General features: G+C 72.9%; 27 protein-coding genes and 2 pseudogenes. 10 read left to right on the top strand and 19 right to left on the bottom strand.

Annotated features, from left to right (window positions below; all coding sequences use genetic code 11):
* Window positions 1-117: 117 nt before the first annotated feature.
* From HN013_RS12485 to HN013_RS12475, 3 genes are all read left to right on the top strand, one after another.
* Window positions 118-639: a hypothetical protein gene (locus HN013_RS12485; RefSeq protein ID WP_171166158.1), complete on the top strand. Its 522-nt coding sequence runs from the start codon at window positions 118-120 to the stop codon at window positions 637-639.
* A gap of 68 nt (window positions 640-707) precedes the next feature.
* A complete protein-coding gene (locus HN013_RS12480; RefSeq protein WP_171166157.1) occupies window positions 708-1,520 on the top strand; it encodes a hypothetical protein in 813 nt (270 codons plus the stop codon).
* Window positions 1,521-1,589: 69 nt separating this feature from the next.
* Window positions 1,590-2,345 (top strand): 3-keto-5-aminohexanoate cleavage protein, encoded by a 756-nt coding sequence (locus HN013_RS12475; protein WP_171166156.1) that lies wholly within the window; start codon window positions 1,590-1,592, stop codon window positions 2,343-2,345.
* Window positions 2,346-2,368: 23 nt separating this feature from the next.
* Here the strand turns inward: HN013_RS12475 and HN013_RS32950 are convergent, their stop codons facing one another.
* The 4 genes and pseudogenes from HN013_RS32950 to HN013_RS34120 all read right to left on the bottom strand — a co-directional run bounded on the left by HN013_RS32950 (window position 2,369) and on the right by HN013_RS34120 (window position 4,493).
* Window positions 2,369-2,983 carry a GNAT family N-acetyltransferase gene (locus HN013_RS32950; RefSeq protein WP_171166277.1) on the bottom strand — a complete coding sequence of 205 codons (615 nt, stop codon included), beginning with the start codon at window positions 2,981-2,983 and terminating at the stop codon, window positions 2,369-2,371.
* 9 nt (window positions 2,984-2,992) lie between these two features.
* A pseudogene (locus HN013_RS32945) lies at window positions 2,993-3,340 on the bottom strand (hypothetical protein); the annotation flags it as partial.
* Window positions 3,341-3,349: 9 nt separating this feature from the next.
* The gene (locus HN013_RS12460) at window positions 3,350-4,273 is read right to left on the bottom strand and encodes a glycosyltransferase (protein WP_398979393.1); all 924 of its coding nucleotides are present in this window, start codon (window positions 4,271-4,273) and stop codon (window positions 3,350-3,352) included.
* A gap of 7 nt (window positions 4,274-4,280) precedes the next feature.
* Complete coding sequence (locus HN013_RS34120; RefSeq protein WP_398979390.1) at window positions 4,281-4,493, bottom strand: glycosyltransferase; 213 nt, start codon at window positions 4,491-4,493, stop codon at window positions 4,281-4,283.
* 348 nt (window positions 4,494-4,841) lie between these two features.
* On the opposite strand from HN013_RS34120, the gene HN013_RS12455 reads away from it, so the two are divergent.
* Together HN013_RS12455 and HN013_RS12450 are read left to right on the top strand one after the other, a co-directional pair.
* On the top strand, window positions 4,842-5,243 hold the full coding sequence (locus HN013_RS12455) for a hypothetical protein (protein WP_171166155.1): 402 nt from the start codon (window positions 4,842-4,844) through the stop codon (window positions 5,241-5,243).
* Window positions 5,244-5,334: 91 nt separating this feature from the next.
* A complete protein-coding gene (locus HN013_RS12450) occupies window positions 5,335-5,721 on the top strand; it encodes a VOC family protein (protein ID WP_171166154.1) in 387 nt (128 codons plus the stop codon).
* A gap of 57 nt (window positions 5,722-5,778) precedes the next feature.
* Here HN013_RS12450 and HN013_RS12445 read toward each other — a convergent pair whose 3' ends face one another.
* The 4 genes from HN013_RS12445 to HN013_RS12430 form a co-directional block, all read right to left on the bottom strand.
* The gene (locus tag HN013_RS12445) at window positions 5,779-6,381 is read right to left on the bottom strand and encodes a DUF1707 domain-containing protein (protein WP_171166153.1); all 603 of its coding nucleotides are present in this window, start codon (window positions 6,379-6,381) and stop codon (window positions 5,779-5,781) included.
* A gap of 68 nt (window positions 6,382-6,449) precedes the next feature.
* Window positions 6,450-7,205 carry a succinate dehydrogenase/fumarate reductase iron-sulfur subunit gene (locus HN013_RS12440; protein ID WP_171166152.1) on the bottom strand — a complete coding sequence of 252 codons (756 nt, stop codon included), beginning with the start codon at window positions 7,203-7,205 and terminating at the stop codon, window positions 6,450-6,452.
* Window positions 7,202-9,148 (bottom strand): fumarate reductase/succinate dehydrogenase flavoprotein subunit, encoded by a 1,947-nt coding sequence (locus HN013_RS12435; RefSeq protein WP_171166151.1) that lies wholly within the window; start codon window positions 9,146-9,148, stop codon window positions 7,202-7,204. Before HN013_RS12435 ends, HN013_RS12440 begins: the two co-directional genes overlap by 4 nt.
* Before the next feature lies 1 nt (window position 9,149).
* Window positions 9,150-9,857, bottom strand: a complete 708-nt coding sequence (locus HN013_RS12430; protein ID WP_171166150.1) for a succinate dehydrogenase cytochrome b subunit — start codon at window positions 9,855-9,857, stop codon at window positions 9,150-9,152.
* Between the two features lie 87 nt (window positions 9,858-9,944).
* On the opposite strand from HN013_RS12430, the gene HN013_RS12425 reads away from it, so the two are divergent.
* Window positions 9,945-10,835: a LysR substrate-binding domain-containing protein gene (locus HN013_RS12425; RefSeq protein ID WP_171166276.1), complete on the top strand. Its 891-nt coding sequence runs from the start codon at window positions 9,945-9,947 to the stop codon at window positions 10,833-10,835.
* Between the two features lie 42 nt (window positions 10,836-10,877).
* Here the strand turns inward: HN013_RS12425 and crcB are convergent, their stop codons facing one another.
* From crcB to HN013_RS12405, 4 genes and pseudogenes are all read right to left on the bottom strand, one after another.
* Entirely contained in the window at window positions 10,878-11,231 is a 354-nt protein-coding gene (crcB, locus tag HN013_RS12420; RefSeq protein WP_171166149.1) for a fluoride efflux transporter CrcB, read from the bottom strand.
* Window positions 11,232-11,272: 41 nt separating this feature from the next.
* Window positions 11,273-11,392 (bottom strand): annotated as a pseudogene (locus tag HN013_RS32940) (DUF190 domain-containing protein); the annotation flags it as partial.
* A complete protein-coding gene (locus HN013_RS12410) occupies window positions 11,389-11,826 on the bottom strand; it encodes a CrcB family protein (protein WP_171166148.1) in 438 nt (145 codons plus the stop codon). The gene HN013_RS12410 and the pseudogene HN013_RS32940, both read right to left, overlap by 4 nt.
* 46 nt (window positions 11,827-11,872) lie before the next feature.
* A complete protein-coding gene (locus HN013_RS12405; RefSeq protein ID WP_171166147.1) occupies window positions 11,873-13,132 on the bottom strand; it encodes a styrene monooxygenase/indole monooxygenase family protein in 1,260 nt (419 codons plus the stop codon).
* A 278-nt stretch (window positions 13,133-13,410) separates the two neighbouring features.
* Between HN013_RS12405 and HN013_RS12400 the strand changes: the two genes are divergently transcribed.
* Window positions 13,411-13,650, top strand: coding sequence for a chaplin (locus HN013_RS12400; protein ID WP_171166146.1), 240 nt, complete (start codon window positions 13,411-13,413; stop codon window positions 13,648-13,650).
* 135 nt (window positions 13,651-13,785) lie between these two features.
* Here HN013_RS12400 and HN013_RS12395 read toward each other — a convergent pair whose 3' ends face one another.
* Window positions 13,786-14,529: a 4'-phosphopantetheinyl transferase superfamily protein gene (locus HN013_RS12395; protein WP_171166145.1), complete on the bottom strand. Its 744-nt coding sequence runs from the start codon at window positions 14,527-14,529 to the stop codon at window positions 13,786-13,788.
* A complete protein-coding gene (locus tag HN013_RS12390; protein WP_312018585.1) occupies window positions 14,526-15,386 on the bottom strand; it encodes a metallophosphoesterase in 861 nt (286 codons plus the stop codon). Before HN013_RS12390 ends, HN013_RS12395 begins: the two co-directional genes overlap by 4 nt.
* Window positions 15,387-15,660: 274 nt before the next feature.
* On the opposite strand from HN013_RS12390, the gene HN013_RS12385 reads away from it, so the two are divergent.
* The gene (locus HN013_RS12385) at window positions 15,661-17,451 is read left to right on the top strand and encodes a protein kinase domain-containing protein (protein WP_171166144.1); all 1,791 of its coding nucleotides are present in this window, start codon (window positions 15,661-15,663) and stop codon (window positions 17,449-17,451) included.
* 15 nt (window positions 17,452-17,466) lie between these two features.
* Here the strand turns inward: HN013_RS12385 and HN013_RS12380 are convergent, their stop codons facing one another.
* The gene (locus HN013_RS12380) at window positions 17,467-18,255 is read right to left on the bottom strand and encodes a hypothetical protein (protein ID WP_171166143.1); all 789 of its coding nucleotides are present in this window, start codon (window positions 18,253-18,255) and stop codon (window positions 17,467-17,469) included.
* Window positions 18,252-21,149 carry a DEAD/DEAH box helicase gene (locus HN013_RS12375; RefSeq protein ID WP_212764263.1) on the bottom strand — a complete coding sequence of 966 codons (2,898 nt, stop codon included), beginning with the start codon at window positions 21,147-21,149 and terminating at the stop codon, window positions 18,252-18,254. The genes HN013_RS12380 and HN013_RS12375 overlap by 4 nt, the downstream gene beginning before the upstream one ends.
* A gap of 563 nt (window positions 21,150-21,712) precedes the next feature.
* On the opposite strand from HN013_RS12375, the gene rfbB reads away from it, so the two are divergent.
* Both rfbB and HN013_RS12365 read left to right on the top strand, forming a co-directional pair.
* On the top strand, window positions 21,713-22,774 hold the full coding sequence (gene rfbB, locus HN013_RS12370) for a dTDP-glucose 4,6-dehydratase (RefSeq protein ID WP_171166142.1): 1,062 nt from the start codon (window positions 21,713-21,715) through the stop codon (window positions 22,772-22,774).
* 129 nt (window positions 22,775-22,903) lie between these two features.
* Window positions 22,904-23,815 (top strand): NADP-dependent oxidoreductase, encoded by a 912-nt coding sequence (locus HN013_RS12365; RefSeq protein ID WP_171166141.1) that lies wholly within the window; start codon window positions 22,904-22,906, stop codon window positions 23,813-23,815.
* 18 nt (window positions 23,816-23,833) lie between these two features.
* Here the strand turns inward: HN013_RS12365 and HN013_RS12360 are convergent, their stop codons facing one another.
* The 3 genes from HN013_RS12360 to HN013_RS12350 are packed head-to-tail and all read right to left on the bottom strand — an operon-like array spanning window position 23,834 to window position 24,991.
* A complete protein-coding gene (locus tag HN013_RS12360) occupies window positions 23,834-24,115 on the bottom strand; it encodes a hypothetical protein (protein ID WP_171166140.1) in 282 nt (93 codons plus the stop codon).
* A gap of 28 nt (window positions 24,116-24,143) precedes the next feature.
* On the bottom strand, window positions 24,144-24,422 hold the full coding sequence (locus HN013_RS12355) for a hypothetical protein (RefSeq protein WP_171166139.1): 279 nt from the start codon (window positions 24,420-24,422) through the stop codon (window positions 24,144-24,146).
* Window positions 24,423-24,424: 2 nt separating this feature from the next.
* Window positions 24,425-24,991 carry a DUF5994 family protein gene (locus HN013_RS12350; protein WP_171166138.1) on the bottom strand — a complete coding sequence of 189 codons (567 nt, stop codon included), beginning with the start codon at window positions 24,989-24,991 and terminating at the stop codon, window positions 24,425-24,427.
* Window positions 24,992-25,202: the final 211 nt, after the last annotated feature.

The following is a 25,202-nucleotide window of genomic DNA, read 5'->3' as shown; positions in this document are numbered from 1 at the left end:
GGGGTATCGGCACTCGAACAAATGTCACCGTAGGTGATGAATCGATTACCTTTTATACAGTCTCTTCTTGGTGTGCTCACACCCAATCCCGGAGCCGGCACACCTGGAGGAGCAGATATGCGCGCATGGAGGACGGCGGTCGCCGCCGCGTCGATGGCAGCCCTGGCATTCGTCGGCGGCACCTCTCCCGTCGCGGCGGGAGGAACGGCCGGTGACCCGTCCGCCCCTGCCACTGCGCCGCAGGGGCGCGCCGACGACCCCGGCGGCAGTGTGGAAGCCGGCAAGGCTGGTTCGGACGCCGACGCGTCCGCGGTGATCCGATGCCAGGGCCAGGTGCAGCGCCCGCACAACTCCACCCATGTGCCCGGGACCGTCAACGTCGTCGTGACGGTCTCGTGCTCGGCCGCGGTGCCGGAGATCACCACCCGCGCGGCCCTGTACAAGAACGGGCAGCTCGTCAATCAGTCGGCGCTGAGGACGCAGAGGAACACCCGCGGCGCCCAGAACAACGCGGCCGTGCGGTGCAGCCCCGGCAAGTACCGGGGCTGGATGTACTTCAAGGTCGTCTTCCCGCCCGGCTACAACCCGCCGACCGGCTCCGCCAACGGTCTCGGCCAGGAGGTTCCCATCTCCTGCTGAGCCGCGGGCGCCGGAAGGACGGGACGGCACCCTGTTGCAGGAGGACGCCACCGGGGGAGGATCACGGTGTGCACCCCACCCCTGCCCGGATCCTGCGCCGGCGCGTGGCACAGCTCGACGCGGTGGCGGACCCGACCGCCGGCGCGGACGCCGGGCTGCGCCACTTCACCTCCGTCATGACCGGGTGGACCGAGCCCGAAACGACGGCCCTGGCGGGCGGTCCGGCCGTCCTCGCCCCGTCCGAGGCGGCGGAGGCGGACGAGATGGCCGACAGCTGCCTGCTGCTGGGCAGGCTCGCCCGTGACCAGGAGTGCCTTGTCCGAGGGCCGCTCGACCGGACGCGACAGCACTGGATCGGCACCGGCCCGCACGAGCTGGTGCCGCACCGGCGGTCCGCCCTGGACCGGGAGCGGTTCGTCCCGCCCGGCGGGGATCCCGGCCAACCGCCGAGCACGAAGCCGTTCCACCTGGGGCTCTACACGTCCACGGCGCGGCGCGACGGGCCGTGCATGTGGCGGATGTATCTCGACCTGGGGTCGAGTCTCCACCCCCGGCCCTGGCAGACCTGGGAGCTGTCGGTCACCGACCCCACCGCCGAAGTCCTCGGCATCGGCGGCGCGGTCGACTGGGCGGCTTTCCTCGGGCGCTACCCGCTGGTCCGCGGCGACGACGTCTACCCCGACTGGACGAAGGCCGCCCGGGACTTCGCCGGGGTGCACATGACCCTGCGCGCGATCGTCGCCGCCCAGGGGTTTCGCATCCCGGTGGCCGGCGGCCTGGCCGCGGCGCCCTTCTGGGACATCGAATCGGTGCTGTGGCTGCGCTGGTGCTTCGCCGCCCCGCGCCTGGTGGAGACCACACCGCCCGACGCCCGGCCGTGACAAGGACGGGCGCGGACCCGGGCGGCGCTCGCCAGGGCGAATGTCAGTGGCGCATGGCAGGGTTTCCCCATGCTGCAAGCGTGCTTGAACGGGGCCCGCGACCGGACCGAGTTCCGCGCCCTCCCCATAACGGCCTTTCCGGTGACGGCCGAGGAGCTGGCCGCCGAGGCGAGACGAGCTGTCGAGGCCGGCGCCGAGGACATCCATCTCCACCCCAAGGACGGCGAGGGCCACGATTCCCTGGCTCCCGAGCTGGTGGCCGAGGCGGTCACGGCGGTGCGTGCTGCCGTGCCGAAGGAGGTGCGGATCGGGGTGACCACCGGGGCGTGGACGGTCCCGGATCCGCGGCGCCGGGCCGACCTCATCCGCTCCTGGCCGGTGCTGCCCGATCACGCGTCGGTCAACTGGCACGAGGAGGGTGCCGAGACGGTGGCCGGTGTGCTGCTGGACCTCGGGGTCGGTGTCGAGGCGGGCATCTACTCCGGTACCGGAGCGGCCCGCGCGTTCCTCGCCTCGCCGCTGGCGGCCCGGGTGTTGAGAGTGCTCGCCGAGGTCACCGACACCGACCCCGGGACGGCGGAGGCCACGGCCGCGGACCTGATGAAGGAGCTGGGCGAAGGGGTGACGGTGCCCGTGCTGCTGCACGGGGAGGAGGGCGGAGCATGGCCGGTGCTGCGGGCCGCCGCACGGCAGGGCCTGGACTGCCGGATCGGCCTGGAGGACGTCCTGGTGCTGCCCGACGGCTCTCCTGCCGGCGGCAACGCCGCGCTGGTGCATGCCGCACGGAACCTTGTACGGACCGGCCGGGCAACGGGGAGCCCCTGAACCCGGTTCGGGCACGCGGACGGCTATGAGGCCTTGAACGTATGCAGGTTGGCCACGGCGAGAGCCTGCTCCGCGTCATGCGCTCGGAAGGTGCTCACGCGCCGGAAGCCGAGGCGGGCGGCCAGCGCGAGCGAACGCTCGTTGGCCGTCTGGGTCACGACCAGCACCGGCTGGTCGGGAAGCTCCGCGGCGGCGGTGCGCAACGCGGCCGTGGCGGCCTCGAACGCCAGCCCCGCGCCCCAGGCGCTGCGCCGTAGCAGGTAGGTCAGTTCGAGCTCCTCGCCCTCCGCGGTGACGTGCCCGGGGAGGGAGGCGGAGCGTCGGTCGAGCACGAGCGTCCCGACGAGCCGGTCGGTCATCCTGTCGGCGATGACGAACGTGCCCGGATTGCTGGTCGCGTTGGCCGTGCCGATCGCGTCGAGACGCTGTTCGACAGCGCTCCGGGGCCTCGGGCCGCCGAGGTACAGCCGGACCCGCGGATCCGTCTGCAGCTCGATGAGTCCGTCGCGGTCGCTGTCGCTGTCGTGTGCTTTGCGCAGCCGGAGCCGGTCCGTAATGATCTCCGCGGCCGACAGCGCGGGCAGTGCGGGCAGTGCGGGCGATGCGGGCAGTGCGGGCGATGCGGGCAGTGGGTTCATGGCGTCCCGGAGCCGGCGCAGTGCCGCTTCAACGCTGTCGCCGCCGCTGGTGTCGAACGCGATGGCGGCCTGCGGCGCGTGCCGGTGGACCAGGTTCACGGTCTGCTCGAAGAGCGGGAACAGCGCCTCCGTCCTGCGGATCCCGCCGCCGATGACGACCACGTCCCACGGCCGCTCGGTGAGCGACGCGACGATGGCGGGCTCGGCCGTGTCGTCGAACACGACCAGCGTGATGGCCGCGTCGATGCCGTGCTCGCCGAATCGGGCCGGCTCCTTGTCGAGCACCGCGCGGAGCGCGTCCCCGTCGATGCCGGGCAGCTTGTGCGGGTCGTATCCGATGACAAGTACCGAAGGCATGCGGTCGACTTACTCTGCCATCGCCAGAAGTCGCCGGGCGGCCACCAGGGTGCCGTCCGTGCGGACGGCGGCGGCGACGGAGCGGGCGCGGGCGGTCGTGTCCGGGTGGAGGGTGCGGCGGAGGGCGTCGGTGAGGGAGTCGGTGGTCGGGGGAACGGGCGGGTGGGCGGTGCCGATGCCGAGGCCGTGGACGCGCCCGGCCCAGTAGTGCTGGTCGTACATCTGCGGGACGACGACTTGGGGAGCCCCGGCCAGCGCGGCCGTGGTGGTGGTGCCCGCGCCGCCGTGGTGGACGACGGCCGCCACCCGCCGGAAGAGCGCCTGTTGGTTGACCTCGCCGAGGGCCAGGCAGTCCGGCGCGTCGTCCACCGGGGACAGACCGGCCCACCCGCGCGAGACGACCGCGCGGCGCCCGAGGGCGCGGGCCGCCCGGGTCATCACCCGGCCGAGGTCCGGCGTCGCGCGCATGCTGCCGAAACCGAAGAAGACGGGCGGTTCGCCGGCGGCGAGGAACGCCTCCAACTCGGGGGCGAGCGGACGGTCGTCCGGCACGAGCCAGGCGCCCGTCCGGAACACGGTCCGCCCGTCCGGGTCGTCCGGGCCGGGCCACGGCCCCAGCGTCGGATCGGCGGCCAGCCAGGGCAGGCCGGTCACGATGTGGCTCCGCACATCGGCGACCGGGTCCAGACCGGCCGCCGCGCGGTGGGAGTTGAGGGCGGCGCCGAACGTGGCGTTCAGACGCCGCGCGTCCTCGTCCCAGAGGGCGCGGTTGTCCGTCGGCTCCGGCGCCGGCTTCTGTCCCGGCAGCGACAGTGGGGGCGGCGCGTGGTGCGGGGACGGCAGGACGGTGGGGCAGTAGCTGACGTGGACGTACGGGACCCCCCGCAGCTCGGCCACCGAGCGGGCGGCGATCTGGAGGCCCCCGCCCGCCACGACGACGTCACAGTCCCGGGCCGCCTCCGGAACCGTGGCGAACTGCGTCCAACTCCGGCCCGATGGGCACCACCGGGAACCCGAGTCCCTCGATCCACTCGGCGAAGTCCGGCGGTACACACAGGCGTACCTCCTGCCCGAGCTCCCTCAACCGCATCGCCAGCCCCACCATGGGCTGTACTTCGCCCCGCGATCCGATGGTCGACAGCAGCACACGCATCAGAACTCCCCCTGGAACCAGCCTCGGACGTGCCACAACCGTGCAGGTCAGGACCCGATTCTGAACCCTCGACAGGGCCTTGCGGCAACTCCCCCTCCCGGCAGTACGGTGAAAGTGGCGGGCAGTGCGGAGGTGGTGCGCCCGAATCCTGCCTCTTGGTGAGGCGGTCGAGCGGGAACCCGGCCCCGACAGCCGGAAGTTGAGTCGAACGCCCAGCTCACGGCGGTGACACCCACCCGCCCCACCGGAACACGCACGCGCGGAGCCGGACCCGGCCCCCCGGTTCATGTGACCCGTCCACGTTCCAATCGTTAGACGCGGCGGACGAATCGGAAGAAAGTGGAGTAGATGAACCACATCGCTGCAAAGATTCGCTGGGCCCTCCGGGCAGCCGTCGCGACGGTGGGAGCCGCGGCCATGTTCACCTTCACGGCGGGCCCGGCGTCCGCGAACTGGGGAGGGTGCGCGGGCCAGACCTGTCTGGAGGTCGAGGGCTCGGGGCTGTACGTGGCACGGCTCACGGTCACCCCGGCGCCCGGCTCCCAGTTCTACGGCCACTTCCGCCTCTCCGGCCCCGGCATCAGCGGCCAGAGCGCGGTACAGCACTGGCACAAGGGCTCGCGGTACGGCGTCGCGGTGGGCCACGGCGTGAACAACCACACCAAGATCTGTGCCGAGGGCTTCGAGAACGACTCCTCCGGTGCCGTCAAGCGGGCCATCGGCAAGACCTGCGTCGACGTCCACATGTGACGCGAGGGACGCCGGAGAGGGAGGGGCAGCCGCCCCTCCCTCAGCACGGCATACGCCTGGAGCCGAGCCCGACCCACCGGGAGAACAACCCATGAAGATCCACCTGACCAGCGTCTTCGTCGATGACCAGGCCAAGGCCCAGCGCTTCTACACCGACGTGCTGGGCTTCGTCACGAAGCACGACGTCCCGGCGGGCCCGGACCGGTGGCTGACCGTCGTCTCGCCGGAGGACCCCGACGGGCCCGAACTGCTGCTTGAGCCCTCCGGCCACCCCGCGGTGAAGCCGTACAAGGAGGCGCTGGTCGCGGACGGCATCCCGGCCGCCTCCTTCGCCGTGGACGACGTACGGGCGGAGTTCGACCGGCTGCGCGGGCTCGGGGTCCGCTTCACCCAGGAGCCGCAGGAGATGGGCCCGGTCACCGTCGCGGTCCTGGACGACACCTGCGGCAACCTGATCCAGATCATGCACGGCGAGTAGGGCGCCGGACGGCTGCCGGAAGCCGCCCCCGAGCGCCGCGCCGTCGGTCAGCGCGCCTCAGCCCTGCGCAAGCTCCTTCCCCTGCCTGCTCCGCCGCAGTTCCCGCCGCTTGGGGTGGCGGACGACCACGCCCGCCATGCCCGCGGTTCCCGTGAGGCGGATCAGGGGTGCGCCGGGGAGCCGGCCGGGGATGAGCTTGTCCTTCACGCCGCCGTCCATCTCGTCCGTGTTCACGGCCCAGCCCTTGGGGACGACGAGGACGACGCCGCCCATCTGGCCGTGCGCCTCCACCCGGACCTCGGAGAGCCGGCACTCGGCCGCGGTGAAGTCGAGCACGGCGCCGCCCATGCCGGCGTCGACGAGGATGCGGGCGGGCACCTGCCACGGGCCGGTGCGCTTCACGCCGTGCATTCCGGCCCTGAGCGTCAGGGTCCTGTCCGCGTCCGCGCCCGCCGGGTGCGGCAGGTCCGCGGTGAGGGCGGCCAGCTCGGCGTGGGTCTTGGCGTTGAGCGCCTGTTCCACCCGGGCGTCCAGCTCGGCGAAGTCGAGGCGGCCCTCGGCGGCGGCGTCCTGCAACCGCTCCACCACCGCTTCGCGTTCGAGGTGGGAAGCGCGCAGGTTCCCCTGCGCGACAGGGCTCGGCAGGTCCTCGGCGGTCATGGGGCACATGATACGAAGAGCATCCCGGGGGCGGCTACGACGCCGGCCCGCCCCCGCACGGACGCCCCTCAGCCCTTCGACCGCCCGCCCTTCACCGTCGCCCGCAGGAACTCCCGGTTCATCCGGCCGATCGCCGTCAGCGGGATCCCCTTGGGGCAGGCGGTGGCGCACTCGCCGGTGTTGGTGCAGCCGCCGAAGCCCTGGTCGTCCATGGCGCCGACCATGTCCAGGACGCGGGACTCCCGTTCGGGCGCGCCCTGCGGCAGGACGTTCAGGTGGACGACCTTCGCCGAGGTGAAGAGCATGGCGGAACCGTTGGGGCAGGCGGCCACGCAGGCGCCGCAGCCGATGCACTCGGCGTGCTCGAAGGCGAGGTCGGCGTCCGGCTTGGGCACCGGGGTGGCGTGGGCCTCGGGGGCGGCGCCGGTGGGGACGGAGACGTAGCCGCCCGCGCCGATGATGCGGTCGAACGCCGAGCGGTCCACGACCAGGTCCTTCACGACCGGGAAGGCGGCGGCGCGCCACGGCTCCACGTCGATGGTGTCGCCGTCGGCGAAGTGGCGCATGTGGAGCTGGCAGGTGGTGGTCCGTTCGGGGCCGTGCGCCGCGCCGTTGATGACCATGCCGCAGGCGCCGCAGATGCCCTCGCGGCAGTCGTGGTCGAAGGCGACGGGCTCGTCACCGGCGAGGATCAGCTCCTCATTGAGGTGGTCGAGCATTTCGAGGAAGGACATGTCCTCGCTGATGCCCCTGACCTCGTAGGTGGTCATGGCACCCGCGTCCTCGGGGTTGCGCTGGCGCCAGATGCGCAGGGTGAGGTTCACGCATAGCTCCGCTGGGTGGGGTGGACGTACTCGAAGGTCAGGTCTTCCTTGTGGAGCACCGGGGCCGTGCCCGTCCCGGTGAACTCCCAGGCCGCCGCGTAGGCGAACTCGTCGTCCTTGCGCGCGGCCTCGCCGTCCGGCGTCTGGCTCTCCTCGCGGAAGTGGCCGCCGCAGGACTCGGTGCGGTGGAGCGCGTCGAGGCACATCAACTCGGCGAGTTCGAGGTAGTCGACGATCCGGTTGGCCTTCTCCAGCGACTGGTTGAGCTCCTCGCCGGTGCCGGGCACCTTGATGCGGCGCCAGAACTCCTCGCGCAGGGCGGGGATGCGGTCCAGCGCCTTGCGCAGCCCGCTGTCCGTGCGGGCCATGCCGCACTCGTCCCAGAGGAGTTCGCCGAGCTCGCGGTGGAACGAGTCGGGGGTCCGGTCGCCGTCGTTGGCGAGCAGCCTCGCCAGCCGGGCGGTCACCTCGCCGACGGCTTCCGTCACCGCGGGGTGGTCCTCGGGGACGGGGTCGTGCGGGTGCCGGGCGAGGTAGTCGTTGATGGTGGACGGCAGGACGAAGTAGCCGTCCGCCAGGCCCTGCATCAGCGCGGAGGCACCGAGCCGGTTGGCGCCGTGGTCGGAGAAGTTGGCCTCGCCGACGGCGAAGAGGCCGGGGACGGTCGTCTGGAGGTCGTAGTCGACCCACAGGCCGCCCATCGTGTAGTGGATCGCCGGGTAGATGCGCATCGGCACCTCGTACGGGTCCTCGGCGGTGATCCGCTCGTACATCTCGAAGAGGTTGCCGTACTTGGCCTCGACGGCCTTCCGGCCCATCCGCCGGATCGCGTCCGCGAAGTCCAGGTAGACGCCCTGCCCGCCGGGGCCCACGCCCCGGCCCTCGTCGCAGACGTTCTTGGCGGCGCGGGAGGCGATGTCGCGGGGGACGAGGTTGCCGAACGACGGGTAGATCCGCTCCAGGTAGTAGTCGCGCTCGTCCTCGGGGATCTCGGCGGCCGGCCGGGTGTCGCCCTTGGCCTTCGGCACCCAGATGCGCCCGTCGTTGCGCAGCGACTCGCTCATCAGCGTCAGCTTGGACTGGTGGTCGCCGGAGCGCGGGATGCAGGTGGGGTGGATCTGGGTGAAGCAGGGGTTGGCGAAGTACGCGCCGCGCCGGTGGGCCCGCCAGACGGCGGTGGCGTTGGAGTTCTTCGCGTTGGTGGAGAGGTAGAAGACGTTGCCGTAGCCGCCGGAGGCGAGGACGACCGCGTCCGCGAAGTAGGTGCTGACGACGCCCGTGATGAGGTCGCGGGCCACGATGCCGCGCGCCCGGCCGTCGATGACGATCAGGTCCAGCATCTCCGTGCGCGGGTGCATCTCGACCGTGCCGGCGGCTATCTGCCGGGAGAGCGCCTGGTAGGCGCCGAGCAGCAGCTGCTGGCCCGTCTGGCCGCGGGCGTAGAAGGTGCGCGAGACCTGGACGCCGCCGAACGAGCGGGTGTCGAGCAGGCCGCCGTACTCGCGGGCGAACGGCACGCCCTGCGCCACGCACTGGTCGATGATCTCGACGGAGACCTGGGCCAGGCGGTGCACGTTGGACTCGCGGGCCCGGAAGTCGCCGCCCTTGACCGTGTCGTAGAAGAGGCGGTGGATCGAGTCGCCGTCGTTCCGGTAGTTCTTGGCGGCGTTGATGCCGCCCTGCGCCGCGATGGAGTGCGCCCGGCGCGGCGAGTCCTGGTAGCAGAACTGGACGACGTGGTAGCCCTGTTCGGCGAGGGTCGCCCCGGCCGCCCCGCCCGCCAGGCCGGTGCCCACCACGATGACGGTGTGCTTGCGGCGGTTGGCGGGGTTGACGAGCTTCGCGTCGAAGCGGCGGCGGTCCCAGCGCTCGGCGATCGGGCCGTCGGGGGCCTTGGTGTCGGCGACCGGGTCGCCGGTGGTCCAGTGGACGTAGTCGGACATGTCAGCTCACGATTCCTGTCAGGACGCCGACCGGCACGGCGAGGAAGCCGGCGGTCAGCAGGGCGGCGAGGCCGTTGGCGAGGACCTTGAACGTCCGGTCGCGACGCGGGGAGTTGGCGCCCAGCGTCTGCGCCGCGCTCCAGAAGCCGTGGCGGATGTGCATACAGAGGGCGAGCATCGCCAGGATGTAGAAGGCGGCCACGTACCAGCGGTCGAAGGAGGCGACCAGGTTCTCGTACGGGCGGCCCTCCTCGGCGTTGGGGTTCACCGTCAGGGTCGTCAGGTCGAGGATGTGCCAGACGATGAACAGCGCGAGGATCACGCCGCCCCACCGCATGGTGCGCGTCGCGTAGCTCGTGCGCTGCCGCTTCTTCCCCTCGTACTTCGTCGGCCGCGCCGCCAGGTCGCGGCGGCTCAGCTGGTACGCGGCCACGCCGTGCAGCACCACGGACGCCCCCAGCACCACCCGGGCGATCCACAGGAACCACATGTGGTGCAGGAACGGCTCGCCGATGGTGCGGATCCAGTGCCCGTAGTGGTTGAACTCCCCGGCCCCGAAGAAGACCTTCAGATTGCCCAGCATATGGGCGACCAGGTACGCCAGCAGGATGAGACCGGTGGCCGCCATGACCGCCTTCTTGCCGACGGTGGAGCGCCACAGGGTGCCGATGAGGGACGGGGAGCGTTCCGTCCGGGTCGCCAGTGCCATGCCGCCGACAGTAGGTCGGTAACTTTTATGCGTCCAAGACATGGTGGGCCTGGATTCCATAGGGGTTGCCTATCTATCCTGGTCATGGTGCAACTCCAACAGCTCCGCTACTTCGCGACGGTGGCCGAAGTCCGTCACTTCACCCGTGCCGCCGAGGTGCTGCACGTCGCGCAGCCGTCGCTCTCGCAGCAGATCCGGGCCCTGGAACGGGAACTGGGCGCCGACCTCTTCCACCGGGCGCGCGGCAACATCACGCTGACCGACGCCGGGGAGGCGCTGCTGCCCCTGGCCCGGCGCATCCTCGCCGACACCGACACCGCCCGGCGCGAGGTCCAGGAGGTCGCCCAGCTGCGGCGCGGCCGGGTCCGGCTCGGCGCACCGCCGAGCCTCTGCGCGAGCCTGGTGCCCGACGTGCTGCGCGCCTACCACGCGCGGTACCCGGGAATCGAGCTGTTCATCGACGAGGGCGGCTCCCAGGACCTGGTCCGCAGCCTGGCCGCCGGCGACCTCGACCTGGCCCTGATCATCACCCCGCTCGGCGTCGGCGCCCCTGCCCTGACCACGACGGAGCTGCTGCGCGAGGACCTGGTCGTCGTCTCGTCCCCGTCCGCCCCCACGCCGTCCCGCCGCGGCCGGATACGGGTCGAGGACCTGCGCGGGCTGCCGATGGCGATGTTCCGGCGCGGCTACGACCTGCGGGAGATGACGATCTCGGCCTGCCGGACGGCCGGCTTCGAGCCGTCGTTCACGGTGGAGGGCGGCGAGATGGACGCGGTGCTCGGCTTCGTCCGCGCCGGGCTGGGCGTCGCCGTGGTCCCGGGCATGGTCGCGGCCCGCTCCGGGCTGCGCGTGACGCGGTTCGAGGGCGACCGCATGCGGCGGACGGTGGCGGTCGCCCACCGCAAGGACGCGCCTCCGCCGCGGGCGGCACGGGAGTTGTGGGGGGTGCTGCTGGAGCACTTGGGGGAGGAGGGCTGAGGGATGGATGAGGGCTGAGTGAGGACCAGGGGGAGGGTCGCGCTAGAACGCCCCGCCGAGCCACACCCCCGCGAACGCCGCCCCCACCCCGGCCGCCACGCTCGCCACCACGTTCAGGACCGCAGGCCCCCGCGCCCCCTCCTCCGCCAGTCGCAGGGTCTCGTACGAGAACGTCGAGTACGTGGTCAGCGCCCCGCACAGCCCGGTGCCCAGCGCCAGCCGGACGTCCTCCGGCGCCACGGCGGTCAGTACGCCGAGCAGGAAGCAGCCCACGACGTTGACCGTGAACGTCCCCCACGGGAACACCGAGTCGTGCCGCGCCTGGACGGCCCGGTCGGTGAGATAGCGCAGCGGGGCGCCGACCATGGCGCCGGCGATGACGAGCAGCCAGTTCACCCGCGGTGGCCCTCGACCTCGTCCAGGGTGACCGGGCCGCCGCCCGCGAGCCCGGCCCGGTGGGCGCGGTGGACGAGTTCGGAGAAGAGGGGCCTGCCGTGCTCGGCGTCGGACTCGCCGAGGTGCACCGTCAGCCGCGGGGCCGGACCGCGCGGGATCACCGTCGGCCTCCGGCCAGCCGTCGCGTCACGGCCGCCGCGCACCAGACCGCCGCCAGCGCGGCGAGCGGCGTCGCGGCCAGGTACAGCAGTCCGGTCGCCGTCCGGCCGTCGGCCATGAGCCGCTGCACGTCCACCGCGTAGGTCGAGAACGTCGTGTAGCCGCCCAGCACCCCGGTGCCGAGGAAGGGGCGCAGCAGCCGGTGGGGCGAGCCCCGTTCGGCGATCGTCACCAGGAGCACGCCGATCAGCGCGCAGCCGGTCGCGTTGACGAGGAACGTCGTCCAGGGGAAGGCCCCGTCGGGCGTCGGCCAGAGCAGCTCGGCGCCGTAGCGGGCCGCGCCGCCCAGCCCGCCGCCGACGGACACCGCGGCCACCACGGGCCCCTGGCCCGTACGGCGTCGTGCGGCGGCCGTGCCGGCCGGTGGTGTGCTCACCCGATCACGCTAGCGCAGGGTGCGCGCGGGCACGCGCGGGGCGGCCCTAGGTGGCGGTCCGCCCCCCGGTCACCGCCGCCAGGTACGCGTCCGCCCGGTCGGCGTCCAGCAGCCACTCGCGGTAGTCGGCCGGGTGGGCGAAGCCGTTGACGTAGCGGTGCGCGATCTCGGGGTACTCGGGCGCCGCGCCCACGACGCGCTGGACGTGGTCCGGCAGCGGACGGACCAGCAGATTGCTGAACATCACCGTGTGCCGGGCGTGCTCCCACCAGGACGCGAAGGTCTCCTGTGCCCACGCCCGGTCGAACGGCAGTGTGCCCCGGTCGAGGATCGCCCGGAGGTAGCGGTCGGCGCAGTGCGCCGCGTTGTTGGACCCCTGCCCGGCCAGCGGGTCGTTGAGGACGACGGCGTCGGCCATGCCCAGGACGTACGACCCCGGCGCGACGTCGGCCACGGGATGCCGCACCACCGGGGTCAGGCTGCCGGTCAGCGCGGCACCGCCGTCCGTCGGTTCGGCGTCCGCGCACCGCTCGTAGTCCCACGGGGCGTGGACGCGCATCAGCTCCAGCGTGCGGGCGAGGGCGGCGTCCGGGGCGGGGTTGTCCTGCCAGCAGTCGAACGGGCCACCGGGTACCCCCTGCCACATGACGATGGTGCAGGGGCCCGACAGGGTGCGGCCCGGGAGGGTGAGCAGTTCGCCGGTGCCGGGCGTGGTGGTCATCCGCAGATACCCCGGCACCTCGGGGAGCGGGGTGACGCCGTGCAGGTAGAGGACGGCGAGGGCGCGCTGCGGACGGTCGTAGGGGCTGTGCCGGCCGTCGCGCCCCAGGACGCCGCCGAGGCCGCCGCGGCCGGAGGCGAGCAGGGTCAGGTCGTGGGCGGCGGCCAGCCCCGGCAGGTCGTCCGCCGACACCGGCCGGTACTCGACGCGCCCGCCGCGCTCCTCGAACAGCTCCAGCCAGCGCGCGGTCTTCACCCGCAGGTCCACGGACTGGGCGGGCTCGTCCAGCGGGGCACCGAACATCCGGTCGGCCGTGCCCGGCGGGTCGGCCGTGATGATCCGGTTGCCCGTGGTCCAGGGGGTCTCCCCGTCCCAGAGGTTCAGTCCCGCCGCCCGTTCCAGGGCCCGGGCCGGGCCGAACATCAGCTGGGTCGACTGCACCCGCCCGGCGCGGATCTGCTCGGGCGTCCGGTCGGTCACCACCAGCACCTCGTACCCTCCGGCGTCCCCGGGAGGCGCCCCCTGGAGCCCCAGCGCCAGGTGCAGCCCCGCCTGCCCCGCTCCGACGATCGCGATCCTGCGCATCGCTGCCTCCCACACCGATCGGACTTCCCGTCCCTTGTAGCGGTGCGGCCCGGGACTGTACAGACGGCCGCGGATGGGGCGTCAGGAGCGGTGAGAGCACGGCGTATCGGTCATACGGGGACGTAAGGGGCGCGTGGTGGGGCCGGGCTCCTCTGTCGGTGCTCCGTCACCCGTCCGCCGCACGAACGAAACTTTCGTGGTGATCGGACGTTGATCCGTGCTCCCGGCCGTCACTGGCCGTGAGTTCGACCCTGTCAGACCGAACAAAGGTGTCACCCATGTCACGAATCGCCAAGGCAGCCGTCCTCACTGCCACTGTGGGCGCAGCGATTGCCGGCGTCTCCGGCACCGCCATCGCCGACTCGAACGCGAAGGGCGCGGCCGTCGGCTCCCCGGGCGTCATCTCGGGCAACGTCATCCAGATCCCGATCCACCTCCCGATCAACATCTGCGGCAACACGATCGACATCGTCGGCCTGCTCAACCCGACGAGCGGCAACGTCTGCGTCAACGACTGACACACCCCCAGGCGGCGGCGAGCGCGGCCGCGCAGGGCCGCCGTTCCGCACGCGGACGGCCCGCGGTGCCCGCCGCACCTCATGTGGCGCCCCCGACCCGAACCGGTCGGCGGGCGCCACAGCCGTGTACGGGGGTCAGGGGGAGGGTGGTGCCGCGTACTCGTCCGCCGCCGCTTCCTGATCTCCGGCCCCTCGCGCCCCGCCCCCGCTCACCGCCGCCGGTACGGCGATCGCGGTGACGACCAGGCCGTTGCCCACGGCCCAGCGCCCGTCGAATCCGTCCAGCCGGCGGCCGCCGACGACCGGGCCGGGCACCAGCAGCCGGGCCGAGAACGTCCCGGCGACGGGGTCGACGGTCAGCTCGGCCTCGTCGAAGTCCAGTTCCAGCCCGGTCAGCGGGTACCAGGCCTTGAACACGCTCTCCTTGGCGCTGAACAGCAGCCGGTCCCAGTGCACGCCGGGGTGGCCGCCGGCCAGGGCGGCGAGCCGTTCCCGTTCGTCCGGGAGGGTGACCATGTCGACGACGCCGTCCGGCAACGGGCCGTTCGGCTCGGCGTCCACCCCGACCGAGGCGGCGTCGGCGGCGCGCGCCACGGCGGCCGCCCGGTAGCCCTGGCAGTGCGTCATGCTGCCGACGACGCCGTCCGGCCACCGGGGCGCGCCGCGCCGGTTGGGCAGCAGCGGCCCGGGCGCGTACCCGAGCCGCCCCAGCGCGGCCCGCGCGCACACCCGGACGGTGGTGAACTCGCGCTGCCGCTTGGGCACGGCCCGGGCCACCTGGGCGGCCTCCTCGGGGAAGAGGAGGGCCGCCGGGTCGTCCGGGGCGTCGGTGTAGGCGTGTTCGGTGACGACCGACGCGGGCAGGAGGTCGCCTATCACCGGACGGCCCCCCGCTCGTCCACCGGCTGCGGCAGGATCTGCCGCAGGGGCTCGCGCGGTGGCCGGGGCCGCCACTCGCGGGGGTAGCCGACCGAGACCTCCTCGAAGCGCACGCCGTCGTGCCAGGTCACCCGGGGGATGTGCAGATGGCCGTAGACCGCGGCGGCGGCGCGGAAGCGGACGTGCCAGTCGGCGGTGAGCTCGGTGCCGCACCACTGGGCGAAGTCCGGGTAGCGCAGGATGCGGGTGGGTTCGCGGACCAGCGGCCAGTGGTTGACGAGGACGGTGCGGAGGGCGGGGTCGACGGCGGACAGCCGGCGTTCGGTGTACTCGACCCGCGCGCGGCACCAGTCGTCGCGGCCGGGGTAGGGGTCGGGGTGGAGGAAGTACTCGTCGGTGCAGACCACGCCCGCCTCGTGGGCGCGGCGCAGTGACTCCTCCTTGGTGTCGGCGCCGGGGACCCGGAACGAGTAGTCGTAGAGGACGAACAGCGGCGCGACCACCACCGGCCCGCCCGCCCCCTCCCACACCGGGTACGGGTCCTCGGGCGTGGCGATACCGAGTTCGCGGCAGAGCTCCACCAGATGCAGGTAGCGCTTCTCGCCGCGCAGGTCGCAGGGGTCCTTGGGCGGCGTCCACAGCTCGTGGTTGCCGGGCGACCAGATCACCTTGGCGAACCGGCCGGCGAGCAGCCGCAGGGCCCACTCGACGTCGGCGAACCGCTCGGCGACGTCGCCCGCGACGATCAGCCAGTCGTCGTCGGAGCCGGGGCGCAGGCCCGCGGTGAGGGCGCGGTTCTCGTCGTAGGCGATGTGGAGGTCGCTGACGGCGAGGAGCTTCGCGTCGGGGTGGGGCACGGTTGTCGTCCTTTTCGCTGTCCGCCCGGTCCGCTCGTCCTGCCGGCCCCCGCCCCGGCCACCGTTCGGGGACTGTTCGGGGACTGTTCGTGGAATCCAACTCGTACCGGACCGAGCCGAATTCAGGCCCGCCTGCCGTGCCCGGTTTCCCACGCTAATACGCCGGTCCGTCCCGGCGGAACCCCTGCCTTTTCCGGCGGCCTCCCCTGTTCCGCGGGGCAGGGGTGACGGAGGGGAATTCCGGCACCTGGTGGGCTTGGCCGATGATGGGGGCATGACGAACGACGGGGGAAGGGCGCATCCGCCCACCAGCTACGACCTCCAGCCGCCCGGCGCGGCCTGGCCCAACCCGTACGCGCAGGGCGGGAGCGCGCCGGGGACGCAGGACCCGTCGGCCGTGTGGCCCGTGCCGGGCGCCGACCCGGGGGCGGTCCACGACCCGGCCGCGCTGCGGGAGTCGGGCGTGGCGCAGGGACCGGGCGCAGTCCAGGAGCCGGGCGTCGTTCAGGGTCCGGGCGTCGTTCAGGACCCGGGCGTCGTTCAGGATCCGGGCGCCGGGCGCCGGGTGGGGAACCGGTACCGGCTGCTCTCGCGGCTGGGCCACGGCGGCATGGGCACCGTCTGGAGGGCGCACGACGAGGTCGTCGACCGCGAGGTCGCCGTCAAGGAACCGCGCGTCCCCGACCACCTGCCCGAGTCCATGCGGCAGAACATCCACCTGCGGATGCAGCGCGAGGCCCGCGCCGCGGCCCGCGTCGCGCACCCGTCCGTCGTCGCGGTCCACGACGTGGTCGTGGAGGAGGGGCGGCCGTGGATCGTCATGGAGCTGGTCGACGGCCAGTCCCTCGGCGACCGGCTGTCCGACGGGACGCTGGACGCGCGCGAGGCGGCCCGCATCGGCCTCGCGGTCCTCGGCGCGCTGGAGGCGGCGCACCAGGCCGGCGTCCTGCACCGGGACGTCAAGCCGGACAACGTCCTCCTCGGGCGGCACGACCGGGTCGTCCTCACGGACTTCGGCATCGCGCAGATCGAGGGCGAGCAGGGCCTCACCGAGACGGGCGGCTTCATCGGCTCGCCGGAGTACGTGGCTCCGGAACGCGCCCTGGGCCGGCGCCCCGGGCCCGCCTCCGACCTCTGGTCGCTGGGCGTCGTGCTGTACACGGCGGTCGAGGGCATGTCGCCGTTCCGCCGCTCCAACACCCAGGCGACGATGCAGGCCATCCTCTCCGCGGAGCCCTCGCGCCCGACCCGCGCCCCGGACGCCTTCACCGATGTCGTCATGCGCCTGCTGGACAAGGACCCGGCGGCCCGGCCGGCGCCGGCGGACATCCGCGCGGCCCTGGAGGCGGTGGCCCGCCCGGCCCCGGCACCGCAGCAGCGCACCGCGCCGGCGACCACGGGCAGCCGCTGGATACCCCCGGTCCTGCACCACAAGCGGAAGACGCAGTGGGGCCTCGCCATCGGCGTCGTCCTGGTGGGCGGCGGTGCCGCCCTCCTCGCCATCAACCCCTTCGGCTACGGTCCCGCCACCCCGCTGCACTGGAAGGTCGCCGACGAACCGGAGGTCGTCAGGGCGTCGATGGCGGTGCCCGAGGACTACGTCAAGATCATCAAGCCGGACGACGGCTTCGTCTCCTTCCGGGACCCGGGCGGCGTCTACACCATCTCCCTGCTCCTGAAGGCGGAGAAGGAGAAGGGCTCCTCCGGCTCCTCCGCCCCGGCCGAACCGGAGAAGCTGGTCGACTCGGCCCAGGGCGAGGCCGTCAAGCGGAAGTCCCGGCTGGAGAAGGGGCTGGTGGAGTCGGTCAACGACGCGCGCTCCACCGTCACCGACGCCTCCTCCTTCGGCGGCCGGGCCACCGCCGAGATCGCCACCGTCTTCCGCAAGTCCGGTGACAGTGCCGAGGATCCCCGGAGCTTCCGCCGCTCGCGCGTCATCGTGAACAAGACGAAGGACGTCGCCTGGGTTCTCGAAGTCTCCATGCCGGAGAAGGGCAAGGCCCGGGCGGAGGGCGACAAGCTGTACAAGGAAGTGCTGCGGTACCTGAAGCTGAAGGAGGGGTGAGGGGGCCTTCCGGTTTTATGAGGGCCGTGGGTCCGCCGCCTCCCGTACGGTCCGCCACGCGTGCTCGGCGGCGCGTTCCACCGCGTCCGCGAGGAGTTGGGCCCCGTCCGGTCCGCAGCCCGGCGGCGGGCCGAGCCGGCGCAGCCCGCGGGCCGGGTCGGCGGGCGGCCGGGGGTGCAGGGGCACGGCGGACAGGTTCCCGCCGGTGAAGTACGCGTCCCCTACGGGGAGCGACCCGGCGTCGACGCCCTCCGGGCCGGTGCCCGCGCCCGTGCATCCTTCGGAGCGGGCCGCCCGCAGCGCGGTCAGCAGCTCCTCCCCGGTGCGGCCCCGCAGGGCGGGCAGGAGGAAGGGGTTGTCCTCCAGCGAGGCGGCGAACGCGTAGTGCACCGCGGCACCATGGGCACAGGGGTCACCGGTGTCCCGGCAGCCGCACCGGGACGAGGTCTCGCCGCGGCGGGGGAAGAGGGCGAGGCCGGCCTTGCCGAAGGTCTCGTCGATGTCCTCCGGCATACGGCCCTCCAGCAGGCTCGCGGCGTGCTGGAGCTGCCCGGCCAGCATCCCGACGCCGGCCGCCCACTCCTCGTCGGTCAGGACCGGCAGGTGGAGCGTCACCTCGTGGCCGCGCCCGGTCTGCGCGACCCGGGCGGTCACCTCGCCGGGGCGCACGGTCAGCCCCTGGACGGCGCCCTTGCGGGCCAGGGTACGGCCGCGCGGGAGGCGGGGGTTGGGGGCGGTGGCGCCGAGCGATTCCAGGGTGCGGATCCAGCGCCTGCTCCACCGTGCCGCGGTGGCGGTGCTCATACGGTCTCTCCTTCTGCGTCGTCGGCGAGGCGGACGAGGGTGCGGAGGGCGTCGTCGTCGAGTTCGGCCAGCCAGGTCTCGCCCGTTCCGACGACGGCGTCCGCGAGGGAGCGCTTGCTCTCCAGGAGCGCGTCGACGCGCTCCTCGAAGGTGTCGGCGGTGACCAGCTTGTGCACGTGCACCGTCCGGGTCTGGCCGATGCGGTGGGCGCGGTCGGTGGCCTGGTCCTCGACGGCGGGGTTCCACCAGCGGTCGTAGTGCAGGACGTGCGACGCCCGGGTGAGATTGAGGCCGAAACCGCCCGCCTTGAGGCTGATGACGAGCAGCGGGGACGCCGTGTCGGCGTGCTGGAACGCGTCCACCATGGCGTCGCGCTGCTCGGCCGGGGTCCCGCCGTGCAGGAACGGGACGGAGTCCAGGCCGAGTTCGGCGGCCAGGTGCCGGGACAGGAGCTGCCCCATGACGCGGTACTGGGTGAACACGAGCGCGCGGTCACCGGCGGCTACGGCCTCGCCGAGCATCTCGGTGGCCCGCGCGAGCTTCCCCGACCGGCCCGCCAGGGTGCCCGTCCCGCCCTCGTCCTCCCCCAGGAACTGGGCGGGGTGGTTGCAGATCTGCTTGAGGTGTGTGAGCAGCCGCAGCACGTTGCCCTGGCGCCGGATCCCGGTGCCGAGCCCGTCGCCGTCGCCGTCGTCGAACGCCTCCGTCACGGCGGCGCGGTAGAGCCTCGCCTGCTCGTCCGTGAGGTCGCACGGGACCGTGGACTCCATCTTGGCGGGCAGTTCGCCCGCCACCGTGCTCTTCAGCCGCCGCAGGAGGAAGGGGGAGACGATGGCGCGCAGCCGCTCGGCCGCCTCCTGGTCGCCGTCGCGCTCGATCGGGACGGCGAACCGCTCCTTGAAGCGGGCGTGCGGGCCGAGCAGCCCGGGGTTGGTGAAGTGCGCGAGGGACCACAGCTCCGACAGCCGGTTCTCGACCGGCGTACCGGTCAGCGCCACGCGCGCCCCGGCCCGCAGGCGCAGGGCGGCGCGGGCGGTCCGCGCCGTGGGGTTCTTGATCTGCTGCGCCTCGTCGAGGACGACGAGGTCCCAGTCGACGGACGTGAGCAGATCGGCGTCCAGGCGCAGCAGGGCGTAGCTGGTGATCACGACCGCTCCGGGCGTGAACTCCGCGGCGTCCGTGGCCCGTCGGGGACCATGGTGGCGGAGCACGGTGAGGCCTGGGGCGAAACGGGCCAGCTCCCGCTCCCAGTTGCTCACGACGGACGTCGGGCATACGACGAGCCGCGGCCGGTCGCCGGTGCGTCCGGCGAGGAGGGCGATCGTCTGGAGGGTCTTGCCGAGCCCCATGTCGTCGGCGAGCAGGGCGCCGAACCCGAGGCCGGTGAGCGACCGCAGCCACGCGACGCCGCGCCGCTGGTAGTCGCGGAGCTCGGCGCGCACCCCGGTGAGGTCCGGTTCCTCGCCGGGTCCGCCCGCCTCGCGCAGCCGGGCGACGAGGTCGGCGACCGAACCGTCGGCCACCGCGGGCACGTCGCCGAACTCCTCGGTCCGGTGGCGGCCGCACAGCGCGACCGACAGCGCCTCGGCCGTGGAGAGCCGTCCGGCCCGGCTGACGAGCGCGGCCAGTTCGTCGATCCGCTCGTGGTCGAGCCGGATCCAGGTGTCCCGCCACCGGGCGAGGGGTTCGCCGCGGGCGGCGAGGAGGGCGACCTCGTCGGTGGTCATCACCTCGGCGCCGACGACGGCCTCCCAGCGGTAGGTGACCGTACGGCTGTGGGCGCCGTTCTTGCGAGGGCCGCTTCGGCGGGTGCCGACGCGCAGCCGGGGGGTGAGGACGTTGCCGCCGTTGTCCAGTTCCCGCGGGAGGACGAGGCCGATGCCCGCGGTGCGGAGGGCGGTCGCGGCGTCGCCGAAGAGTTCGGCGGCGCGGAAGGGGGTCAGGAGTATCCGGGTGGGTTGGCTCTCCTTGGGGTTTTTCCCCGGGCTCTTCTCCAGGCAGGCGGCGAGGGGCCGGAAGACGCGGGCCGCGCGGGTGAGCCCCTGGAGGAGGGCTTCCCGCGGGCCGTCGAGGACGCGGCCGCCGACGCTGAGCGCGCCCGGCTCCGACTGCCACACCCGGTGGGCGGACACCAGGGTGCCCGGTTCGTCCACCGGCTCCAGGTGGAAGGTGAGCGGCCAGAGCGCGTCGGGCCCGGCGGGCAGCCCGAGGCGGAGACAGAGCCGGGCACCGGCGCGTTCCCCGCCGCCTGCCCGGGCCCAGTCGGCGAGTTGGGCGGGGGTGGTGTCCCAGGTGAGGGGGTGGTCGGCCGATGCCGCGCGGGCGCAGGCGTCGGCGACGGCGTCGCAGAACGCGGTGAGGAGGGCGAGCGGGGACCAGACCTTGATCCGTTCCTCCGCGGCAGGGTCCGTGGGGTCGGCGGGGGTGCGCAGCGCGTGGGCGGCGGCGGGCAGGGCTTCGGCGAGGGCCGTCAGCCGGGGGTCGCCGCCGAGCTCGGCCCGCCAGTACGGGCGTCCCTCACCGTCTGGGTGCAGCGCGGGGACCAGGTGGCCCGCGGTGACGTGCTCCAGCGCGAGCCGGGCGGCGACGGCCCAGGCGTGGACCGACCTGTCCGGGGGCTGGGCGGGCGTTTTACTGCCGGGCGCCTCGCTGTCGGTCGGGGAGGTCAGGGCGGTCAGGGCCCGTACGGCGTCGCCGACCGGGACGAGCAGCGCCGGGACGTCCACGCCGACCAGCGAACCGTCGTGCGGCAGGAGCGTGGGGAGCCGGGCGCCGGTCCCGGACCCGGTGGCCGCGTCCAGGCCTGCGTCCAGGCCTGCGTGCAGGCCTGCGTGCAGGTCCAGGCCCAGGGCGGCGGCGTCGGCCGCGGGTTCGGGGGTGCCCCAGAAGGCCATGTGCCCTTCCCCTGGCACATCGGGATCCGGAATGAACGTTGCCTGCAAGCGGCCGGGAATAACCGGCGTGCCCATACACAGGTCCCTTCTCTTCGGGTCTCTTCGGGAATGCGGATCGAGGGAGCGGACAGCATAACCAGGGAATGCGGGAATTCACATGGACGTGGGGAGGAGGGCGTATTCGCTGTCGGCTGTGATGGGTGATCGAGGGCTGTACTGCCTGTCCTGGCTGCGTCGTTGCCGGAGCGCCACGCAATCCGGCCATCCTGTCACTTTTCGGCCGGTTGTTTCATGGGCCTCTCTGGGGGCGAAATTTTCCGTGAATGTCAAATTCTGCTCCCCAGGGATTGAGGATAGATAATTCCGGCGATGTCAAATGCGCTGCTCCAAGCCGTTCCGTAAAGGGAATCAGTATTCCTGCGAGGGGTCCGAGGGCGCCGGCCCGCGCGTGGCGGCCGGCGCGGCCCGTACCCGCCGACGGACGGATGCGGAGGGCGGCTCACCGGAAACACTCGCTCCCGGTGCCTGGTACCGGGCGATCAGAGCGCGGTAGAGCTGTCCCCATGGACACCGACACCGACATGGACACCGACGCGAACACGCCTCCCGCTCCCGCCCCGCGCATCCTCGTCACCGGTGGCGCCGGCTTCATCGGTTCGCACTATGTGCGCACGCTGCTGAGCGCCGACGGACCCGGGCGCCCCCGCGTCACCGTCCTCGACAAGCTCACCTACGCGGGGGTGCCGGCCAACCTCGACCCCGTCCGCCGTTCCGACCGGTTCCGCTTCATCCAGGGCGACATCTGTGACGTCGCCCTGGTGGAAGAGCTGGCCGCGGAGCACGACCAGATCGTGCACTTCGCCGCCGAGTCCCACGTGGACCGTTCCGTGCACGCCGCGGAAACGTTCGTCCGCACCAATGTGATGGGCACCCAGACGCTCCTCGACGCGGCGCGGCACAACGGCGTGAAGGTCTTCGTACATGTGTCGACGGACGAGGTCTACGGCTCGATCGACCACGGCTCCTGGACCGAGGACGCGCCGCTCGCCCCCAACTCGCCCTACGCCGCGGCCAAGGCGTCCAGCGACCTCTTCGCCCTGGCCTGCCACCGCACCCACGGCCTCGACGTACGGATCACCCGCTGCTCCAACAACTACGGCCACCACCACTTTCCCGAGAAGCTGATACCGCTGTTCGTCACCAACCTGCTCGACGGGCTGGAGGTCCCCCTCTACGGGGACGGCGGCAACGTGCGCGACTGGCTGCACATCGACGACCACGTCCGCGGCCTGGAACTCGTCCGCACCCGGGGCCGGGCCGGCGAGATCTACCACATCGGCGGGGGCACCGAACTGACCAACCGTGAGCTGGCCGGGCTGCTCCTGGAAACGCTGGACGCCGACCCGTCCCTCGTCCGGCACGTCCGCGACCGCAAGGGTCACGACCGCCGCTACTCCCTCGACTGGAGCAAGATCCGCGACGAGCTCGGCTACCGTCCGGTCCGTCCGTTCAAGGAGGCGCTCGCCGAGACCGTCGCCTGGTACCGCGACAACCGCTCCTGGTGGGAGCCGCTCAAGCGGCGCGCGGCCCTGCTGCCGCCCGCGCCCGGGGACTGGCCCGAGTGACGCCGGACCCGTCGCGTTGACCTCAACCGCGATCGAGGTCGGAGGATGGCGGCGCCCGGTAGTACGGGGAGGGCGCCCGGCAACGCGGAGAAGGCGCCCGGTCATACGGAGAAGAGGAAGGAACAGCCCATGAAGGCAGCGGCGGTCAACGCGTTCGGTGGCCCGGAGGCCGTGGAACTGCTCGACGTCGAGACCCCCGAGGCCGGCCCCGGACAGGTACGGGTGCGCGTCAGGGCGGCCGGGATCCAGCCCGTGGACTGCTTGGTCAGGCAGGGACTGTTCCATTCGGGCGGGAGCCCGGTCTTCCCGCAGACGATCGGCAACGACTTCGCCGGCGTGGTCGACCAGGCGGGCGAGGGCGCGGACGGCTTCCCGGTCGGCAGCGAGGTCCTCGGGTGGGCCCTGATGGCCTGTCACGCCGAGTACGTCGTGGTGCCCGTCGACCAGATCGTGCCCAAGCCCGCGTCCATGCCCTGGGAGGTGGCTGGCGCCTTCTCCGGCTCCGCCCAGACCGCCCACACCGCCCTTGAACTGCTCAAGGTGGGCGCGGGAGACACCGTCCTGATCCACGCGGCGGCCGGCGGCGTCGGCACGGTCGCCGTCCAGGTGGCCAGGGCCCACGGCGCCACCGTCATCGGCACCGCCGCCCCCCGCAACCACGCCTACCTGCGCTCCCTCGGCGCCGTCCCCGTGACGTACGGCGACGGACTCGCCGGCCGCGTCCGCGAACTGGCCCCCTCCGGCGTCACCGCCGCCCTCGACTGCTTCGGCGGCGCCGCCCTCGACGCCTCCCTCGACCTGGTGCCGGACCGCGAGCGCATCGGCACCCTCGTCGACTTCGCCCGCGCCCCCGAACTGGGCGTCCAGGCCATCAGATCCCAGCGCTCCGCCCACCGCCTGAGCACCCTGACCGCCCTCTACGCGGCAGGCCGACTGCGCATCGAGATCTCCCGCACCTTCCCCCTGGAACGCGCGGCCGACGCCCACCGCGAGGTGGAGTCCCGCCATGTGCGGGGCAAGATCGCCCTCGTGGTGAGCTGAGCTGAGCGGCCGGGTGCGTCAGCCGTTCTCTTCCGCTTCTTCCTCCGCGGCCTCCATGAGCCGGATGCCCTGGTGGGTCAGCGTGACCATCGAGGGCGTGTTGCCCGCCGTCCAGTCGACCGTGATGAGGCCCTCGCCCACCAGATACATGCAGGCGGCGGCCAGGTCGTCCTCGGGCACACCGAGGTCGTCGTGCAGCTTCGCCCCCGTGACACCGAGGAGCCGGTTGCCTTCGACGGCCTCGTACAGGGCCTGCATGACCTTCTCGCGGCAGGCCTTCCGTTCGCGAAGCGTTGCCATGGCTGTTGCTCTCTCCTGCGCGGGCCCGTCAGGCCCCGTCATCCTTCGAGCGGCCGGCGGTCCGTGCGGCCGTTGGCCTGCTGGTCGCCAGCCAGGACCGCGCGGGCTCGGCGGGGTGCGCCGTGTCCACGGTGAGGTGGAGCCGGGTACCGCCTTCGCGGCCTGCCGGGTAGCTGCGCTGCTCGGTGGAGTCGAAGCAGTGCCGGAGGACTTCCGCGACGCGTCGGGCGGTCTCGGGGGACGCGGCGACGATACGGATGTCGGCGCTTCCCGCCGGGGGCACGGGCTCGGCTGGTCCGGACGTCATGTTCACCACTCCTGGTCCGCCGCTCGGGTCCCTCGTGTCTCTTGTGTCCCTCGTGCGGACCGGGAGGGCCCGCCCTCCGTCTCCCACTCCTCTTCGCCGCTCCGTGACCCGGTCACGTCGTCCGCCGCCCGTTCGGCGTCCATCAGCATGCTCGCGGTGAGAAGGCCTCCGGACACGGTCGCGGCGGACATCAGCCGGGCGGCGGCGGCCGGGCCGGTCTCCGGCGGGATGATCAACAGGTCCAGGCGGTCCGCGCTGTAGGAGAACAGGAGCAGCTTGTGCGGGTCCTGCTCACCGGCGAACCAGCCCACGTGCACCGTATGTCCGGCCACGGGCACCTTGCGGGGGATCACCGGCCAGAAGGCCGGATTCACCGTGACACGGGTGACCCGTCCCCACGCGTGATCCAGCCTCTCCGCCAGCGCGGGAAGCTCACGGAAGAGGTCACGTGAGCGAGGCCACCAGGCACCGTCCAGAAGCCCCGGCGCCGTCCCCGGCGTGAGAGCGAGGCGGGCAGGCGGTGAAGGGGCGCGCTCATCAGCGGTCGTACGGTCGATGGTCACGGTCATGATGCCGACCTGCCCCCGGGCCCGTCTTCGACGTCCCGGCATCGCGAATCACCGGGAACGACACCTGCGTGGAAGCCGGTGTACGGAGTGCTCCCGGTCCTCCCACTCTACTCCGGCCGGCCGCCCCGAAACCGTGCGCCGCCGGGCCCGCGGAGTACGGTGGAGGGGGCTACCGCGAAGACTGCCGACACAGCCGGCCCGGACGGTGAAC

This window comes from Streptomyces sp. I05A-00742 (genome assembly GCF_013055795.1).
In the GTDB taxonomy this organism is placed as follows: domain Bacteria; phylum Actinomycetota; class Actinomycetes; order Streptomycetales; family Streptomycetaceae; genus Streptomyces.
The sequence above is the reverse complement of the archived record's forward strand: the minus strand, read 5'-3'. Positions and strand labels throughout refer to the sequence as shown.

What these genes read in the sequence shown, in the direction of transcription:
- HN013_RS12485 (WP_171166158.1), top strand. Translation starts at nt 118, where the DNA reads ATGCGCGCATGGAGGACGGCGGTCGCCGCCGCGTCGATGGCAGCCCTG.
- HN013_RS12475 (WP_171166156.1), top strand. Translation starts at nt 1,590, where the DNA reads ATGCTGCAAGCGTGCTTGAACGGGGCCCGCGACCGGACCGAGTTCCGC.
- HN013_RS32950 (WP_171166277.1), bottom strand. Translation starts at nt 2,983, where the DNA reads ATGAACCCACTGCCCGCATCGCCCGCACTGCCCGCATCGCCCGCACTG.
- HN013_RS34120 (WP_398979390.1), bottom strand. Translation starts at nt 4,493, where the DNA reads ATGCGTGTGCTGCTGTCGACCATCGGATCGCGGGGCGAAGTACAGCCC.
- HN013_RS12455 (WP_171166155.1), top strand. Translation starts at nt 4,842, where the DNA reads ATGAACCACATCGCTGCAAAGATTCGCTGGGCCCTCCGGGCAGCCGTC.
- HN013_RS12450 (WP_171166154.1), top strand. Translation starts at nt 5,335, where the DNA reads ATGAAGATCCACCTGACCAGCGTCTTCGTCGATGACCAGGCCAAGGCC.
- HN013_RS12445 (WP_171166153.1), bottom strand. Translation starts at nt 6,381, where the DNA reads ATGACCGCCGAGGACCTGCCGAGCCCTGTCGCGCAGGGGAACCTGCGC.
- HN013_RS12435 (WP_171166151.1), bottom strand. Translation starts at nt 9,148, where the DNA reads ATGTCCGACTACGTCCACTGGACCACCGGCGACCCGGTCGCCGACACC.
- HN013_RS12430 (WP_171166150.1), bottom strand. Translation starts at nt 9,857, where the DNA reads ATGGCACTGGCGACCCGGACGGAACGCTCCCCGTCCCTCATCGGCACC.
- HN013_RS12405 (WP_171166147.1), bottom strand. Translation starts at nt 13,132, where the DNA reads ATGCGCAGGATCGCGATCGTCGGAGCGGGGCAGGCGGGGCTGCACCTG.
- HN013_RS12400 (WP_171166146.1), top strand. Translation starts at nt 13,411, where the DNA reads ATGTCACGAATCGCCAAGGCAGCCGTCCTCACTGCCACTGTGGGCGCA.
- HN013_RS12385 (WP_171166144.1), top strand. Translation starts at nt 15,661, where the DNA reads ATGACGAACGACGGGGGAAGGGCGCATCCGCCCACCAGCTACGACCTC.
- HN013_RS12380 (WP_171166143.1), bottom strand. Translation starts at nt 18,255, where the DNA reads ATGAGCACCGCCACCGCGGCACGGTGGAGCAGGCGCTGGATCCGCACC.
- HN013_RS12375 (WP_212764263.1), bottom strand. Translation starts at nt 21,149, where the DNA reads ATGGCCTTCTGGGGCACCCCCGAACCCGCGGCCGACGCCGCCGCCCTG.
- rfbB (WP_171166142.1), top strand. Translation starts at nt 21,713, where the DNA reads ATGGACACCGACACCGACATGGACACCGACGCGAACACGCCTCCCGCT.
- HN013_RS12365 (WP_171166141.1), top strand. Translation starts at nt 22,904, where the DNA reads ATGAAGGCAGCGGCGGTCAACGCGTTCGGTGGCCCGGAGGCCGTGGAA.
- HN013_RS12360 (WP_171166140.1), bottom strand. Translation starts at nt 24,115, where the DNA reads ATGGCAACGCTTCGCGAACGGAAGGCCTGCCGCGAGAAGGTCATGCAG.
- HN013_RS12355 (WP_171166139.1), bottom strand. Translation starts at nt 24,422, where the DNA reads ATGACGTCCGGACCAGCCGAGCCCGTGCCCCCGGCGGGAAGCGCCGAC.
- HN013_RS12350 (WP_171166138.1), bottom strand. Translation starts at nt 24,991, where the DNA reads ATGACCGTGACCATCGACCGTACGACCGCTGATGAGCGCGCCCCTTCA.